Source organism: Calidifontibacter indicus, from assembly GCF_003386865.1.
Classification (GTDB): Bacteria; Actinomycetota; Actinomycetes; order Actinomycetales; family Dermatophilaceae; genus Yimella; species Yimella indica.
This window is the reverse complement of sequence record NZ_QTUA01000001.1, coordinates 1,778,629-1,794,178: the sequence shown is the minus strand read 5'-3', so window position 1 is coordinate 1,794,178 and position 15,550 is coordinate 1,778,629. Positions and strand designations below refer to the sequence as shown.

Here is a 15,550-nt window from a genome sequence, read left to right as displayed (position 1 = left end):
CTCACGCGAGGTTGTGCGTGCCCTGCGGCGAACGGTCGGATCAGTGCTGGGCGAGCAACTCGTCCGCGCGACCGCGCGCCCAGGTCTCGGCGGCGAGCACCTGCTCGACGGTGAGATCGCCCGCGTCCGGGGTGTGTTCGTCGACCACCTCGGCGACGGTGTCGACGATGTCGGTGAACGCGATGCGGCCGGCGTGGAAGGCCTCGACGCACTCCTCGTTGACCGCGTTGTAGACGGCGGGGTACGTCGCGCCGGCCCGGCCGACCGTGCGGGCGAGCTGCACGGCCGGGAAGGCCTCGTCGTCGAGCGGGGCGAACTGCCAGGTCGACGCCTTGGTCCAGTCGATCGGCGTCTCGACGTCGGGCACCCGGTCGGGCCAACCCATGCCGAGCGCGATCGGCACCATCATCGTGGGCAGCCCGATCTGGGCGACGACGGCGCCGTCGACGAACTCCACCATCGAGTGGATGTACTGCTGCGGGTGAACGACGACGTCGATGTCGTCGATCGGCACGTCGAACAACAGATGCGCCTCGATCACCTCGAGCCCCTTGTTGACGAGGGTGGCCGAGTTGGTCGTGATCACCTTGCCCATCGCGAAGTTCGGGTGCTTGAGTGCTTCGGCGGGCGTCACCTTCTTCAGGTCGTCGCGCACCATGCCGCGGAACGGCCCGCCGCTGGCGGTGACCACGAGCTTGCGCACCTCGGAGCGCCTGCCGGCGAGCAGCGACTGCGCGATCGCGCTGTGTTCGCTGTCGACCGGCACGATCTGACCGGGTGCAGCCAACGCCTTCACCACGGGGCCACCGACGATGAGCGACTCCTTGTTCGCCAGCGCCAACGTCGACTTGGCTTCCAGCGCCGCGATCGTGGGGCGCAACCCGATCGAACCGGTGATCCCGTTGACGACCACGTCGGCGCCACAGCCGGCCACGATCTGCGCGGCGCGCTCCCCCACCACGACCTCGGGCGTGAGCTTCTTGCCCGTCGTCCGCATCACTTCGAGGATCAAACCGACCAGATCGTCACGGTCGCCGCGTGCCGCCCCCACCAACGGCACCTCGAACTCGACGGCCTGGCGGGCGAGCAGTTCCAAGTCGGATCCGCCGGCGCTGAGCGCGACGATCGTGAACCGGTCGGGGTTGTCGCGGACGATCTGACACGCCTGGGTGCCGATCGAGCCGGTGGAGCCGAGCAGGGCGACGGTGCGTGGTGAGGTCACGCGGTCATTGTGCCGCGCCGTGCCCGGCGTCCGCCGTGCACCCGGCGAGCACCGCGGACGGCGCGAGCGAGAGCAACCGTCGCACCAACCCGTCGAGGTCGGTGGGTTCGAGTTCGATCTCGCCGGGCGTGCCGGGTTCGACGTCGGTCAGCCAGGTGCCGGCCGATCCGCCGAGCGCCCCGATCAGCCGTCCGCGCGGCCGGCCGCGGCGGTGCACGGTGGCGTCGAGGCGAAACCTCAGCTCGCCCCAGGGCTCCCCCAGCCGCGAGACCGGAATCGGACCTCCTTGGGCAGCAATGGGTTCCAGTGGGGCGACCCAGTCGTGCACAAGGCCAGGGAGAGTGTGCGGTTCGACGAACTGGAAGGTGTGCAGGCCGTCCGACCCGACGTCTTCGACGAGCAGCAGGTCGTCGATACCGATGAGGTAGCGGCCGGTCCAGCACTCGCGCCGCAGGTCGGTGCCGGTGAGCGCGAACACCGTCTCGGCGTCCTGCCGGGCCTGCACGAGATCGAGCAGATGACCCGGCACCCGGATCGCACCGTCGTCGCCGACGGCGTCGTGCGAGATGAGCGAGCGGTAGGCGACCGCGATCGCCACCGAGCGTTCGGACTCCTTAAGTCCAGCGAGGAACGGCAGCTCGACGGCAGGGTGCTCCGCTCCGAGCAGCACGAGCTCCTCGTCGGTGAGCCGCAACCGGGGTGTTGAGGTCGCAGTGACGCTCACGGCGTGACCACCTGGCGTCGACGTTCGTGCACCCAGGGCGACATAGGCGCGGGCGGTCCGTACTGCATCGACCGGGTGAATCCGCGGATGTCGGGATGGAAGACCGGGTTGTACGGCGCGGGCTGCGGCGGCGGCAACTCGGCGATCCTGCGGCGCAGCGCCGGGTCGATCTCGGCGCGACCGTAGTAGGGACCGAGCGAGCCCACCTTGCGGGCGGCGGCACGCAGCGCCGGTGCGGCAGGCACGTTCTGGTCGATCTGGTCATTGATGACCTTGGGCAGTTCCTTGTTGATCCAGTCGTCGTTGTCGTGGATGGAGTTCGCGCTCTTCCAGACGATCCACGCACCGATCGCGGTCGCCCCGGCGACCCGGGTGTAAGGGAACCGCACCAGCACGACACCGGACATCTGTGCGATGCCGGCCACTCGGGTGCCGACATCGCGCCAGCCGGTGTAGCCGCCGCCGGTTCTGAGGTCCTTCCAGCCCGGCTTCACCGACTCGTAGAGGAAGTACAGATTGGCCGCCGGCCCCGCGAGTGCGAGGCCCTTCTCGACGGCGCCGCCGGAGAGCTTGTTCACCCACTTCTTGTCAGCGAGCCCGCCGAGGATCCCGCGCTGCAGTTTGCGACTGGCCGCCGCATGTTTGGTCGCCTGCTTCTCGGTGAGCACGGGTTTGCGTTCCAAACGCAAGACAGTGACAACCGCTTTGCCCTTGCCGAGCGCGGTGACGGTCGTCTTCGCCAGGCCGATGCGTCGGGCGCCCTCGTGCCACAACCGTTCGGGCGGGTGGGTGCGGTCGAGTGCCGCGCGGAAGGTGACGAGGCTGCGGCGGTGGCGGGTCCACAGTGCGTCGTGGGCGTTGCGGGTGGCGCGCATGCGGCTCAGCGCATCGCGCAGGTCGTTGTCGGTCTGTGCGGCGGTGACCGGGTTGGCGGCGATCCGTTGCTCGCGGCGCAACACCCGCACGTGGTGGTCGGCGCCCAACAGTTGCTTGCGCAAGGTGCGGTCTTCGCCCTGGTGCCGTTCGAGATCGTCGGCGAAGGTGCGCACCGCCCCGGCCAGGGCGCGCAGCGCGGACGCGTTGCGGTCGACGTCCATGCCGTAGGTGGCCATCGTGCCGCCGAAGGCCATCGACGCGCTGCCGTCCCACTGGGCGAGCGCGGCGTGCCGCACGCGGCGACTGTCGCCGCGGTGGGTCGCCAGATCAGCCGCGGCCGCTTCGATCGACCCCGCGGCGCGGCGCAGCGCGGTGGGGTCGCCGGTGATCGGTGTGGTCACGAGGCGACCTTCAGCGCGGTGACGACAACGCGTTCGTTGTGGCTGTACGCGCCGCCGGCGGTGCCGAGGCTCTCGACCAGGCTGGCTCCCCCGTCGACGAGCATGCCGAGCGCGAGCTGCCACTTCACCGCGAGATTGCTCGCGAGCCCGCCCGCCGCACTGTCGCCGCAGGTGTCGCCCACGGTCAGTAACGCCAACCGCACCGCGATCGGAACCCGGCCGACAAGGTTTGTGGAGCGTTGCAGCGCACGCGAATTGGCGATCAGGTCGTCGGGATCGACGGTGTAGCTCATGCGGGGTCCCCTCTCGTGCGGATGGGAAGGGACAGTAGGCCGATCGGGCGAATCGTGTTCGAGTTATCCCCAGGCGCCAAGGCGAGGACGCCGCTACAGACGAGCGACCGCCGCCCGTGCTGTCACGGACGGCGGTCGGTGCTGTGTCGCGGTGCGTCTGTCAGAGAGCGAGCCCGACGTACTTCGTCTCGAGGTACTCCTCGATGCCCTCGAAACCGCCTTCGCGGCCGAAGCCCGACGCTTTCACACCGCCGAACGGAGCGGCCGGGTTGGACACGATGCCCTGGTTGACGCCGACCATGCCGTATTCGAGCGCCTCGCTCACCCGGATGGCACGGGAGAAGTCCTGGGTGAAGAAATACCCGACAAGTCCGAACTCGGTAGCGTTGGCGCGCGCGATGACGTCGTCCTCGTCGGTGAAGGTCTGGATGCCGGCGACCGGGCCGAAGATCTCCTCGGCGGCCATCCGGGCGTCGCCGGGGACGTCGGTGAGCACGGTCGGGGTGAAGAAGAAACCCTTGCCCTCGACCGGCGTGCCACCGGTGACCACCTTCGCGCCGCGCGAGGTGGCGTCGTCGAGCAGTTCCTGCACTCCCGCGACGGCTTTCGCGGTGATCAGCGGGCCGACGGTGACACCGTCGTCCATGCCGTTGCCGACGGTCATCTCGGCCATCTTCTCGGCGAACTTCTTGCTGAACTCGGCGGCGACCGACTCGTGCACGAAGAACCGGTTGGCGGCGGTGCAGGCCTCGCCGATGTTGCGCATCTTGGCGAGCATCGCGCCTTCGACCGCCTTGTCGATGTCAGCGTCGTCGAAGACGATGAACGGCGCGTTGCCACCGAGCTCCATCGAGACACGCAGCAGCTGCTCGGCGGACTGTTCGACCAGGTTGCGTCCCACGTTCGTGGAACCGGTAAAGGTGAGCTTGCGGGCGCGCGAATCGCGGATCAGCGGCTCCATGACGCCACCGGAGTCGGAGGTTGTGATCACGTTGAGGACGCCCGCAGGCACCCCCACCTCCTGCACCAGCTCGGCGAGCGCGAGCATCGTCAGCGGCGTCTCGGCGGCGGGCTTGACCACCATCGTGCAGCCGGCGGCGAGCGCCGGGCCGATCTTGCGGGTGCCCATCGCCAGCGGGAAGTTCCACGGCGTGATCATCAGGCACGGCCCCACCGGCTGCTTCATGGTGACCAGGCGGGTGGCGCCGTTGGGCGCGGTCGACCAGCGACCGGAGATGCGCACGGCTTCTTCGGCGAACCAGCGGAAGAACTCCGAGCCGTAGACCACTTCCCCCTTGGCCTCGGCGAGCGGCTTGCCCATCTCGAGGGTCATCAGCTCGGCGAAGAAGTCGGCGCGTTCGGTCAGCAACTCGAAGGCCTTGCGCAGCATCTCGCTGCGGTCGCGCGGGGCGGTCTTCGCCCAATCGGCTTGCGCCGCAGCGGCGGCGCTGAGGGCGGCGGCGCCGTCGGCGACGGACGCGTCGGCGACCGAGGCGAGCACTTCCTCGGTCGCGGGGTTGTGCACGTCGAGCGTTCGTCCCCCTTCGGCGTCGCGCCACTCGCCGCCGATGAACAACTGGGTCTTGACCTTCGAGGCCGCGGTTTCACTCATGTGCCCATTATTGCGCCGACGTGACCGCGGTTACACATCGCCCGACACCCCGACTGCGCACCGAGTCGCGTCAGGCGCGACTTACTCGGGCGTATCGCGCCGAACCGGCGAGTAAGTCGCGTCCGACGCGAGTTTGTGCGCCGGGTCGGGTCGCTGGTCTGCGCGGTCGCTGCGATCGAAGTCCGCCGCGCGCAGCCCCAGGACTCGTGGAAGGAAACGCTCCGGCAGCCCGGTGGCCACCCGCCGACCTTTGCGCGCAAGTTCGATCTCGACGCCGTAATTGCGCGCCTCGACGGCAACGATCTGATGCCACGGAATCGGCCTGAACCGGCCCAGCGTGCGCACACCTCGCTCGTCGACCCGCAGCCCGCGCCAAAGCCCGCTGACCTGCACGGCAGTCGTGACGCTCAAACACAGGTTCATCAGGGCATGGAACCACCGCCCCTCTGTGAGGTATGCGATGCCGAGCATCCCCGCGCCGAGCGGTCCGAGCGCGATGAGCGCCGGCCACACCCGCGAGCCGTGCGCATCGAGCGCGTCGCCCTGGTCCACAACACGGTCGACGTCATACATCGGGATCGTCGTTTCGCCAGCGGTAGAGCCATTCGCCGGCAAGGTTGATCCCCACCAGGACGATCCCAGGTGGTAAATACCGCACGGGGTCAACGCGCGGCCAGATGAGCATGAACACGGCCGTCACGGCGGCCACTACCACGATCCCCTGCACAAGCATGCGCAGCAGTGACCGACGACGCGGCGCCCCCTTCGCCCCACTCGGGTCGTTCATCGTAGATTGGTCGATCATCAGGTTCCCCACGATCACCAGATCAACCGGAGCGGAACGACACTCGTCGTGTACGCGATCGCCTCGGCCAGGGCGGTCGCCAGTGGGTCGTCGTCGAACAACCCCTCGACGTGCGCGAGCACCGAGTGGTCGGTGAGGAACATCGACTCGCTGAGTCCGGTCTCGACGCCGTCGGCGGCCCAGAGCGCCATGAGCAACAGGCGGTTGTCGTGGTCGAGGCGGTCGGGAGCACTCAGTGCCACGCGGCATCGTTCGACCACTTCCCGGCGCACGGTACGGCCCCGGTCGGAGAAGCCGAACTCATCGGGGAACACCCGTCGGCTCCGCCGAGTTGTGAGCCCTCGTCGGTGCAGTGACTCGGCCACGTCGTCCCAGATGGGGTGGATCTCGTTGAGTGCGTACGTGATTCGCACCAGATCGCCGTCGGCGGTGGACGTGACTCGTTCCCATGCCTGCCGCAACAACGGGTCGTGCGGTGCGGGCTCGACCGGACGCATTCGCGACCCGATGTTCTCGACCGCACCGGCGTCGAGCAGGTCGAGAAGCGCCGCCGCGGTCGCCGCGACTCCGAGGCCCATCTCTCGCGGACGGCCGGTGTTCGCGGACGCCAGCATCAGCCACACCCGCTCGGCCAGCATCAACCGTTCTGCCACGTTCAACTCCCCCTGCGACCCCTTGTTCGTAGCCAAGCTACTGCGCGAACACCGTCCGCGAAGCTCTCGTGTCAACACGAAGTCGCGTCGGGCGCGACTTACTCGGGCGTATCACGCCGAACCGGCGAGTAAGTCGCGTCCGACGCGAGTTGGTGCGCCGACCGGTGCCGATCAGCCGACCGGCTTCTCCTGCATCCCCCAGGGCGACCCGTAGTCCTTCAACAGGTCGAGAAACGGGACGGCGTCGAAGGCCTCCGGCCCCAGCACGCCACTGCCCGACCACATGCCGGTGGCCAGAAGCTCCAGTGCGACAACGGGATTGATCGCGGTCTGCCACACCACGCACTGGGCGTCGTAGTCGCGCATGGTGTCGGCGTTGTCGACGACGTGGTAGAGGTACGTCGCGCGCGGCGCGCCGTCCTTGCCCTTGCCTGTCACGTAGAGGCCGGCGCAGGTCTTGCCGGACATCCGCGGGCCGAGGGTGGCCGGGTCGGGCAGGACAGCAGCCACGACGTCGCGCGGAGAGACCTCGACCCCCTTCACCCGCAATTTCTCGGTGGAGTCGAGCCCGAGCGTGTGCAGCACCTTGAGGATGTTGATGAACTCCTCCCCCAGGCCGTACTTGAAGGTGGCCCGCCGACAGTCGACCCAGCGCGGCATGAGGAGCACTTCCTCGTGCTCCACGTTGACGCACTCGACGGGCCCGATGCCTTCGGGGAAGTCGAAGACCTCCGGCTCGGAGAACGGCGGGGTCGTGAACCAGCCGCGTTCCTTCTCCCAGATCACCGGCGGGTTGAGGCACTCCTCGATGGTGGTCCACATCGAGAAGCTCGGCGCGAAGATCTCGTTGCCGTCGTCGTCGCGCACCACGAGGTTCGCGCCGTCGCGGGTGCCGAGTTCGTCGATCTCGCTGAACAGGTGGTCGGCGGCGTACCGCGCGAAGACGTCCGACAAGCCCGGCTCGACCCCGATGCCGACGAGCGCAAGGCGCCCCGCGTCGGCCCACTGCTGAGCCTTGGCGAACTGCGCGTCGCCGAGCTTCTCGCCGCACTCGATGTAGGGCGCGTCAGGGTGCTTGTGCGACAACGACATCGCCATGTCGAGGTAGTCGGCACCGGCCGCGAACGCGCCGTCGAAGATCGGCATGTCGAAGATCGGGTCGACCGCATTGAACACATGCGTGGCCCCGTGTTCGCGAGCCAGCACAGCGACCGCGTCGGCATCGGACGCGTCGATCTGCGCCGCGCTGACCCTGCTCTCCCCCGCGCGCCGGGACGTGGCCGCCTCGGCCGCCGCCGTCGCCCGGGCGGGGTCGTAGTCGGCGATCACGAGCGCCTCGAAGAAGTCACGTTCGACGAGGATCTTCGCCGCTGCCGACCCGACTCCGCCGGCGCCGATCATCAGGATGCGCATGGTCAACTCCTCCGCTTGCTGCTGATCACTTGGCCGGCGATGACGAGCAACACCGCGATGAGGAACATGGAGAAACCGATCACGTTGGCTTGAGCCGGAATTCCACGCAGGTAGGACACGTAGACGAACTTCGGGAAGGTCGTCTCGTCACCCGACACGAAGTTGGTGATGATGAAGTCGTCGAAGCTGAGCGAGAACGCCAGCAACGCCGCCGACACGATGCCGGGCAGCACCAGCGGGAAGGTGACCCGCCAGAAGGTCGTGCCCGGCCCGGCGTACAGGTCTTGCGCCGCCTCCTCCAACCGTGGATCGAGGCTCTGCAGACGGGCTTTCACGGTGACCACCACGAAGCTGATGCAGAACATGATGTGGGCGATGACGATCGTCCAGAAACCGAGCTTCATGAAGGTGAAGCCCTGCACGAAGATCGTCAGCAGGCTCGCGCCGAGCACGATCTCGGGTGTGGCCATCGGCAGGAACACCAGCACGTTTCCGGCGCCGCGTCCGCGGAAGTTGTGCCGCACCAACGCGAACGCGAGCGCCGTGCCGATGATCGTGGCGATCAGGGTGGCCAGGAAACCCACCTTGATCGAGGTTTGCAACGCGTCGCACACTCCCGGTGCACCGCACGGGTTCTCCCAGTGCTTGAGGGTGAAACCGCTCCAGGTGATGTTCGACTTGCGGTAGTCGTTGAAGGAGAACACGAACGTGTACGCCACCGGTACGAACAGGTAGAGCAGCACAGCGATCGCGATGATCACCGCGATGCGGTCGGCGATCCAACGCTGGACGCGGGTCAGCGGGGACATCGCGGCAGTGCCTGCCGCGCCGGTCTTGGCAACAGCGCTCACAGCACCTCCTCCGTTCCGAACTTACGGACGTAGACGAACACCATCGCGAGGATCATCGCCATCAGCGTGAACGACAGCGCGGCAGCGATCGGGAACCCGCCGGGCACCTTGAAGAACTGGCTCTCGATGACGTTGCCGACCATCTTGGTGCTGCGGTCGGACCCGAGCAGGTCGGCGTTGACGTAGTCGCCGGCGGCCGGGATGAAGGTCAGCAGGGTGCCGGCGATGACGCCCGGCATGCTCATCGGCAAGGTCACCGTGCGGAAGGTGGTGAAGCCGTTCGCGTACAGGTCTTGCCCCGCCTCGATCACCCGGTGGTCGGCGCGCTCGAGCGAGGCGTAGATCGGCAACACCATGAACGGGAGGAAGTTGTAGGTCAGGCCGGCGACGACCGCGATCCAGGTCTCGGTGAGCCGCCCGCTGGGCATGAACTGCAGGACGTGGAAGAAGTTCAACACCTTCGCCACCGGCCCCTCGTCGGCGAGGATCTGTCGCCAGGCGACGGTGCGCAGGATGAACGAGGTGAAGAACGGCGCGATGACACACACGAGCATCACGTTGCGCCACTTGCCGACCTTGAACGCCATCGCGTACGCCAACGGGTAGGCCAGGCAGAACGCGAAGAACGTGGCCATGCCGGCGTAGAGCAGCGAGCGCCCGAAGTGGCCGGCGAACTGCGTCCACGCGTCCCAGAAATTTCCGAAGTTGAGGTCGCGGTAGTAGTAGCCCGGGTAGCCAGGGAAGCCCGACTGCAGGCTCACCGACGCCAACTGGATCAGCGGCACGATGAAGAACAGGGTCAGCCAGATGAGACCGGGCAGCAGGAGCAGATAGGGCGTCCAGCGCCGACTCATGACGCGGCTTCCTCGTCCAGCAGTGCCCGCTCGCCGTCGTCGACGATGAATGCGTGCTGCGGCGCCCAGCTCACCCAGACGTCATCGCCGGGCTTGAGGTGCTGCGGCTCGACGTCCATGTTCTGCTCGTAGATCGCCCAGGTGTTGCCGGCCGGCGACCGCACCAGGTAGTTGGTCGCCACGCCGATGAACGACACGTCGAGCACGGTCGCCGGACCCATCACGCTGCGCTGCTCGGTCGACGGCCCGGGGTTGGTCTCGTGCACCCGGCATTTCTCCGGGCGGACGCCGAGCAGCACCTCCCCGCTCGTCTTCGCCGCGCGGGCGGCAGGCACCCCGAACCGCTCCTGCGCGTAGGCGAAGGTGACCCAGTCACCGTCCTTGGACGCCGTGCCCTTGGTCAGGTTGGACTGCCCGAGGAAGGTCGCGACGAACGCGGTCTTCGGCAGGTCGTAGAGGGCCTCCGGGGCACCCATCTGTTCGATGCGTCCGGCATTCATCACCGCGACCGTGTCGGCCATCGTCATGGCCTCCTCCTGGTCGTGGGTGACGTGGATGAAGGTGAGTCCGACCTCGGTCTGAATGCGCTTGAGCTCCACCTGCATCTCGCGACGCAGCTTGAGGTCGAGGGCACCGAGGGGCTCGTCGAGCAACAACACCTCGGGCTGGTTGACCAAGGCCCGGGCCACCGCGACGCGCTGTTGCTGACCACCGGAAAGCTGCTGCGGCTTGCGCTTGGCCAGGTGCGTCAGCTGCACCAGATCCAGCGTCGAATCTGCTTGTGCAAGAGCGTCTTTCACGCCTCGACGCTTCGGCCCGAAGGCCACGTTGTCGCGCACGGTGAGGTGCGGGAACAGTGCGTACGACTGGAACACGGTGTTGACCGGGCGCTCGTAGGGCCGACTGCCGGTGAGGTCGGTGTCGCCGATGAGCACGCGGCCCGAGGTGGGCTGCTCGAGTCCGGCGACCATGCGTAGCGTCGTCGTCTTACCGCAGCCCGACGGGCCGAGCAGCGCGAAGAACGAGCCGCGTGGCACGACGAGATCGAGGGAGTCGACCGCCGTGAAATCGGCGAACTCCTTGGTCACCGACTCCAGTCGCAGGTCACCCGTCGCCTTGCGCAGTGCATCCGATGCGCCCATCAGTTGCCCACCACCTTTGCCCACAGGGCGCTGTAGTCGGCGTCCTCGGACGCGCTCAGCGCACGGAATCCCTGAATGTTGTGTTGCTTGATGTAGCTCTCGGTCGGGAAGATGAACGGGCTCTGGGCGAGCTCCTTGTCCAGCTTCTCCATCTCCGCCTGAGCGCCCTCCACCGGACACACATAATTGACATAGGCGGCCACTTCGGCCGCCACCGCCGGGTCGAAGTAGTAGTCGATGAGCTTGTGCGCGTTCTTACGGTGGCGTGCGGTGATCGGCAGCATCATGTTGTCGCTCCACAGCGTGCCGCCGGAGTCGGGGATCACGAACTCCCAGTTGTCGTTCCCGGTCTCGGCACGCAGCACGAACATGTCGCCCGACCACACGATGCCGGCCACGGCGTTGCCGGCCTTGAGGTCCTCCAGGTAGGCGTTGCCCTTCACCCGACGGATGTTCCCGTCGCTGATCCGCTTGCTGATCTCGTCCATGCCCTTCTCCACCTGCGCCTTGGTGAAATCCTTGGAGATGTCGACGCCCTGGCTCTGCATGATCAGCCCGACGGTGTCGCGGAACTCCGACAGCACCACGACCCGACCCTTGAGGTCGCTGCGCCACAGGTCGGCGATGGCCTTGACCGGGCTGGTCTTGGTCTTGTCGTAGGCGAGCCCGGCGAAGCCGGACTGCCAGGTGATGGAGTGCTGCCGGCCCGGGTCGAACGACACCTCCTGCAGCGAGGGACGCAGCCGCCACACGTTCTTCATCGAGATGAGGTCGAGCGGCTGCACGAGCTCGTCGCGGATGACGCGGTTGGCCATCCAGTCGGTGAGCACCATGATGTCGCGGTTGATGTCCTGCTTCGCGCGCAGCTGCGGCGCCACCTTGTTGACGTAGGTGTCGTTGTCGTCGATGTCCTCGGAGTAGGACGCCTTGATGCCGGTCTCCTTGCTGAAGGCCTCCAGCGTCGGGTACTTCTTCGTCTTGTCGTCATAGTCGAGGTAGGCCGTCCAGTTGGCCCAGTTGACGATCTTGTCGGTGTCGGAGACGTCGACCGGAAGCTGCACCTTGGCGGCAGCACTCCCGGCCGGCGGCTGCGGCGGGGCACACGCGGCGGTGACCGCGGCGAGCGCGCCGGCCCCGGTCATGCCGAGCAGTGCGCGGCGCGAAAGGCCCGCCTGCTGGGCCATCCGCACGAGGTCACGGACCGCTGGGTCCGCAGGAGGCTGTCGCCGTGTCATCCCGCTGCTCCTTACACTTTCTGGGCACGTTCTGGGTGAGCCGCGCAGGGGGCCGGGCAACCGATGGTTGCCCGGCCCCCTGCCGTGTGGCGAGAGACTACTGGCTACGAGACGAACCACTCACCCGTTTGCGACGATTCGTTACAAAACGGCTGGGCGCTTCGCGCGGTGCTCAGGAGTCGAGGTTGGCCATGACGTGCTTGACGCGCGTGTAGTCCTCGAAGCCGTACATCGACAGGTCCTTGCCGTAGCCGGAGTGCTTGAAGCCACCGTGCGGCATCTCGGCGACCAGCGGGATGTGGGTGTTGATCCAAACGCAGCCGAAGTCGAGCGCGTTCGAGACGCGCATCGCCCGCCCGAAGTCGCGCGTCCAGACCGAGGAGGCCAGGCCGTACTGCACGCCGTTGGCCCACTTGATGGCTTCGTCCTCGTCGGTGAACTGCTGGACGGTGATCACCGGGCCGAAGATCTCGTCCTGGATGACCTCGTCGTCCTGCTTCAGACCCGACACGACGGTCGGCTCGAGGAAGTAACCGTCGCCGAGCGCGGTCACGCGGTTGCCGCCGGCGGCGACGGACGCGTGCCCGGGGAGGCGCTCGAGCATGCCGGTGACGCGCTGCAACTGGTTGGCGTTGTTGACCGGGCCGAAGAGGGCGTCCTCGTCGTCGGGCGTGCTGACCTTGGCCTCGTTCTTGGCGTATTCGGCGAGTGCTGCGACGAAGTCGTTGTGGATGCCGGGCGCGGCGAGCACGCGGGTGGCGGCGGTGCAGTCCTGACCGGCGTTGAAGTAACCGGCGATGGCGATGCCCTCGACGGCGGCCTCGATGTCGGCGTCGTCGAACACGATCACCGGCGCCTTGCCGCCGAGTTCGAGGTGCACCCGCTTGAGGTCCTTGGACGCCGACTCCGCCACCTGCATGCCGGCGCGCACCGAGCCCGTGATCGCGACCAGCTGCGGGGTCTTGTGCTCGACCACCAGGCGGCCGGTGTCGCGGTCGCCGGTGACGACGTTGAAGGTGCCGGCGGGCAGGAACTCCGAAGCGATCTCGGCCATGAGCAGTGTGGTCTCGGGGGTCGTGTCGCTCGGCTTGAGTACGACGGAGTTGCCTGCGGCGAGCGCCGGCGCGATCTTCCACATCGCCATCATCATCGGGTAGTTCCACGGAGTCACCTGGCCGACGACACCGATCGGTTCACGACGGATCCAGCTGGTGTGACCCTTCATGTACTCCGCCGACGCGCGACCTTCGAGCACCCGCGCGGCGCCTGCGAAGAAGCGCAGCTGGTCGACCATCGGCGGGACCTCTTCGGAGGTCGTCAGGGCGTAGGGCTTGCCGGTGTTCTCGGCCTCGAGCTTCACGAACTCCTCGGCGCGCTTCTCGATCGCGTCGGCGAACTTCAGCAGCGCCTGCTGCCGCTCGCTCGGCGTGGTCTGCCCCCACTCCCCCGCGAACGCCTTGCTCGCGGCGGCGTAGGCGGCGTCGACGTCGGCCTCGGTGGAGATGGGTGCCTTAGCCACCACCTGCGCCGTCGTCGGGTCGATGATGTCCTGCGTCGCATCGGTCTGCGCCTCGACGTACTTGCCGTCGATGAAGTTCTTCAGTTGCCTGACCACAAGGGCCCTCCTAGCTGGCGATTCGGTACGCGTCCGAGCCTATGTCCCCGGGCGCGGTGCTGTGAGCCAGGTCGCAGATTCAGTGGCGGTCTCCGCCATCTTCCGCGAGGCGTCTCGGCAGCCGGTCAGCGGTTTCCCGACCGGCGCGGTGCAGACGGGCCCCACACCGGGTCCTTGCGGGATGACACAAGGGTTGCGACAGTGGCGCCATGGCCAGCGAAATCACGTGTGTGCAGGGCGACATCACGGTCGAGCAGGTCGACGCGATCGTCAACGCCGCCAACTCGTCCCTGCTCGGCGGGGGCGGCGTCGACGGCGCGATCCACCGGGCCGCCGGACCCCGCCTGCTGCAGGCGTGCCGCGAGTTGCGCCGCACCCGGCTGCCGGACGGACTACCGGTCGGTGACGCCGTCGCGACCGAGGCCTTCGATCTGCCGAGCCGATGGGTGATCCACACGGTGGGCCCCAATCGCCACGCCGGACAGACAGATCCGGCACTCCTGCGGTCCTGCTTCACTCGTTCGCTCGAGGTCGCCGCAGACCTGCATGCACGCTCGATCGCATTTCCCGCGATCAGCGCCGGGGTCTACGGTTGGGACGCGGAAGAGGTGGCCCGCATCGCCTGGTCGGCGGTGACCGGGGCCGACATGGAGTTGGAAGAGATCCGCTTCGTCCTGTTCAGCGAGCGACTACAACTGGCCTTCGAACGAGCGCGCCCTTCATCGGGCGCGAAATGAGGAGAGACGACAAATGAGCATTCGAGCCGACCTGCGCGAGGCGTTCACCCCCAACAGACTCGCCCTCGTGGCCGGGGTCCTCCTGATACAACTCGCCTTCATCTGGTCGTACGTCGGGGCGTTCCACTCGCCGAAGCCCAGTGACATCCCGGTGGCCGTGGTGGCCCCCGCACAGCAGGCCGACCAGATCGCGGCCCAGCTCGAGAAGATCGACGGACACCCCGTCTCCCCTCAGGTGGTCGAGTCCCGCGACGCCGCCGTGGCGATGGTCAAGGACCACCGCGTCGACGCCGCCTACGTGCTGAACCCCAGTGGGAAGCAGGACACGCTGGTGGTCGCCGGCGGTGGCGGCTCAGGCATCGTGAGCGCCACGGAGGAGATCTTCGCTCAGGTCGCCCAGAAGCAGGGCCGCACGGTCGTCAGCGACGATGTCGTGCCGCTGGAGGCAGGCGACGCCCGTGGCCTGACCGGCTTCTACCTCGTGGTCGGCTGGATGGTCGGCGGCTACCTGCTCGCAGCCGCGCTGGGAGTCCTCGCCGGCCACCGCGCCCAGTCGTTGCACCACCTGGTCATCCGCTTGTGCGTGGTCGCGTTCCACGCGGTGGTGTCGGGTCTGGGTGGTGCATTGATCGTCGATCAGCTGCTCGGCGCCCTCACCGGCCATTTCCTGCAGCTGTGGGGAATCGGCGCGCTCGTGGTCTTCGCCGTGGCGGCCACGACCATCGCGCTCCAGGCGTTGTTCGGCCTGATCGGCGTCGGCCTGGCGATCCTGCTGTTCGTGGTCCTGGGCAACCCGAGCGCGGGCGGCGCCTTCCAGCCGCATCTGCTGCCTACCTTCTGGCGGGCGATCGCCTACGTGCTGCCCAACGGTGCCGCCACCGATGCGGTTCGGCGCATCGTCTACTTCGGCAGCCACGGCGTGGGCGGCCATGTCCTGACCCTCGCCCTCTGGGGAGTGATCGGCACCGCCGTCGCGCTCGCCGCCACCAACTTCTTCAACCGGCGTCGGCCGCCGGTCGTGGTCGGCCGCCACAAGGCCGCAGCCTGACCGCTGCGGGAAGACCCGCGTCGGTCAGCCGCTCCGTCCGACAAGTGATTCGCCCCGGTGCCCTGGCGC

Annotated in this window: 16 protein-coding genes; 2 read left to right on the top strand and 14 right to left on the bottom strand. The window is 67.7% G+C overall.

The annotated features are described in order from the left end of the window. Positions 1–40: 40 nt before the first annotated feature. From dxr to DFJ65_RS08490, 14 genes are all read right to left on the bottom strand, one after another. A complete protein-coding gene (gene dxr, locus DFJ65_RS08555) occupies positions 41–1,222 on the bottom strand; it encodes a 1-deoxy-D-xylulose-5-phosphate reductoisomerase (RefSeq protein ID WP_115922662.1) in 1,182 nt (393 codons plus the stop codon). Positions 1,223–1,226: 4 nt separating this feature from the next. Further along, complete coding sequence (locus DFJ65_RS08550; RefSeq protein ID WP_115922661.1) at positions 1,227–1,946, bottom strand: hypothetical protein; 720 nt, start codon at positions 1,944–1,946, stop codon at positions 1,227–1,229. After that, entirely contained in the window at positions 1,943–3,223 is a 1,281-nt protein-coding gene (locus tag DFJ65_RS08545; protein WP_115922660.1) for a hypothetical protein, read from the bottom strand. The genes DFJ65_RS08550 and DFJ65_RS08545 overlap by 4 nt, the downstream gene beginning before the upstream one ends. Then, positions 3,220–3,516 (bottom strand): hypothetical protein, encoded by a 297-nt coding sequence (locus tag DFJ65_RS08540; protein ID WP_115922659.1) that lies wholly within the window; start codon positions 3,514–3,516, stop codon positions 3,220–3,222. The genes DFJ65_RS08545 and DFJ65_RS08540 overlap by 4 nt, the downstream gene beginning before the upstream one ends. Positions 3,517–3,676: 160 nt before the next feature. Then, positions 3,677–5,128 (bottom strand): NAD-dependent succinate-semialdehyde dehydrogenase, encoded by a 1,452-nt coding sequence (locus tag DFJ65_RS08535; RefSeq protein WP_115922658.1) that lies wholly within the window; start codon positions 5,126–5,128, stop codon positions 3,677–3,679. 81 nt (positions 5,129–5,209) lie between these two features. Further along, positions 5,210–5,701, bottom strand: a complete 492-nt coding sequence (locus DFJ65_RS08530) for a protein kinase family protein (protein ID WP_147301359.1) — start codon at positions 5,699–5,701, stop codon at positions 5,210–5,212. Further along, the gene (locus DFJ65_RS08525; protein WP_115922656.1) at positions 5,694–5,951 is read right to left on the bottom strand and encodes a hypothetical protein; all 258 of its coding nucleotides are present in this window, start codon (positions 5,949–5,951) and stop codon (positions 5,694–5,696) included. The genes DFJ65_RS08530 and DFJ65_RS08525 overlap by 8 nt, the downstream gene beginning before the upstream one ends. Beyond that, complete coding sequence (locus DFJ65_RS08520; RefSeq protein ID WP_147301358.1) at positions 5,948–6,586, bottom strand: GPP34 family phosphoprotein; 639 nt, start codon at positions 6,584–6,586, stop codon at positions 5,948–5,950. Before DFJ65_RS08520 ends, DFJ65_RS08525 begins: the two co-directional genes overlap by 4 nt. Before the next feature lie 171 nt (positions 6,587–6,757). Next, positions 6,758–7,999 carry a saccharopine dehydrogenase family protein gene (locus DFJ65_RS08515; RefSeq protein WP_115922654.1) on the bottom strand — a complete coding sequence of 414 codons (1,242 nt, stop codon included), beginning with the start codon at positions 7,997–7,999 and terminating at the stop codon, positions 6,758–6,760. A 2-nt stretch (positions 8,000–8,001) separates the two neighbouring features. Further along, on the bottom strand, positions 8,002–8,808 hold the full coding sequence (locus DFJ65_RS08510) for an ABC transporter permease (RefSeq protein WP_115924207.1): 807 nt from the start codon (positions 8,806–8,808) through the stop codon (positions 8,002–8,004). A gap of 38 nt (positions 8,809–8,846) precedes the next feature. Then, on the bottom strand, positions 8,847–9,704 hold the full coding sequence (locus DFJ65_RS08505; RefSeq protein ID WP_115922653.1) for an ABC transporter permease: 858 nt from the start codon (positions 9,702–9,704) through the stop codon (positions 8,847–8,849). Then, positions 9,701–10,846 carry an ABC transporter ATP-binding protein gene (locus DFJ65_RS08500; RefSeq protein WP_115924206.1) on the bottom strand — a complete coding sequence of 382 codons (1,146 nt, stop codon included), beginning with the start codon at positions 10,844–10,846 and terminating at the stop codon, positions 9,701–9,703. The genes DFJ65_RS08505 and DFJ65_RS08500 overlap by 4 nt, the downstream gene beginning before the upstream one ends. Beyond that, a complete protein-coding gene (locus DFJ65_RS08495) occupies positions 10,846–12,030 on the bottom strand; it encodes an ABC transporter substrate-binding protein (protein ID WP_245950119.1) in 1,185 nt (394 codons plus the stop codon). Before DFJ65_RS08495 ends, DFJ65_RS08500 begins: the two co-directional genes overlap by 1 nt. Before the next feature lie 223 nt (positions 12,031–12,253). Further along, the gene (locus DFJ65_RS08490) at positions 12,254–13,696 is read right to left on the bottom strand and encodes a gamma-aminobutyraldehyde dehydrogenase (protein WP_211308400.1); all 1,443 of its coding nucleotides are present in this window, start codon (positions 13,694–13,696) and stop codon (positions 12,254–12,256) included. Positions 13,697–13,905: 209 nt separating this feature from the next. Here DFJ65_RS08490 and DFJ65_RS08485 point away from each other — a divergent pair, with 209 nt between their 5' ends. Beyond that, positions 13,906–14,433, top strand: coding sequence for an O-acetyl-ADP-ribose deacetylase (locus DFJ65_RS08485; RefSeq protein WP_115922651.1), 528 nt, complete (start codon positions 13,906–13,908; stop codon positions 14,431–14,433). Between the two features lie 13 nt (positions 14,434–14,446). Next, positions 14,447–15,481, top strand: coding sequence for a DUF3533 domain-containing protein (locus DFJ65_RS08480; protein ID WP_115922650.1), 1,035 nt, complete (start codon positions 14,447–14,449; stop codon positions 15,479–15,481). The last annotated feature ends 69 nt before the right edge of the window (positions 15,482–15,550 follow it).

Excerpts from the sequence above, each read along its gene's own strand:
- DFJ65_RS08540 (WP_115922659.1), bottom strand. The coding sequence starts at position 3,516 with ATGAGCTACACCGTCGATCCCGACGACCTGATCGCCAATTCGCGTGCG.
- DFJ65_RS08535 (WP_115922658.1), bottom strand. The coding sequence starts at position 5,128 with ATGAGTGAAACCGCGGCCTCGAAGGTCAAGACCCAGTTGTTCATCGGC.
- DFJ65_RS08530 (WP_147301359.1), bottom strand. The coding sequence starts at position 5,701 with ATGTATGACGTCGACCGTGTTGTGGACCAGGGCGACGCGCTCGATGCG.
- DFJ65_RS08515 (WP_115922654.1), bottom strand. The coding sequence starts at position 7,999 with ATGCGCATCCTGATGATCGGCGCCGGCGGAGTCGGGTCGGCAGCGGCG.
- DFJ65_RS08510 (WP_115924207.1), bottom strand. The coding sequence starts at position 8,808 with ATGTCCCCGCTGACCCGCGTCCAGCGTTGGATCGCCGACCGCATCGCG.
- DFJ65_RS08505 (WP_115922653.1), bottom strand. The coding sequence starts at position 9,704 with ATGAGTCGGCGCTGGACGCCCTATCTGCTCCTGCTGCCCGGTCTCATC.
- DFJ65_RS08500 (WP_115924206.1), bottom strand. The coding sequence starts at position 10,846 with ATGGGCGCATCGGATGCACTGCGCAAGGCGACGGGTGACCTGCGACTG.
- DFJ65_RS08495 (WP_245950119.1), bottom strand. The coding sequence starts at position 12,030 with ATGGCCCAGCAGGCGGGCCTTTCGCGCCGCGCACTGCTCGGCATGACC.
- DFJ65_RS08485 (WP_115922651.1), top strand. The coding sequence starts at position 13,906 with ATGGCCAGCGAAATCACGTGTGTGCAGGGCGACATCACGGTCGAGCAG.
- DFJ65_RS08480 (WP_115922650.1), top strand. The coding sequence starts at position 14,447 with ATGAGCATTCGAGCCGACCTGCGCGAGGCGTTCACCCCCAACAGACTC.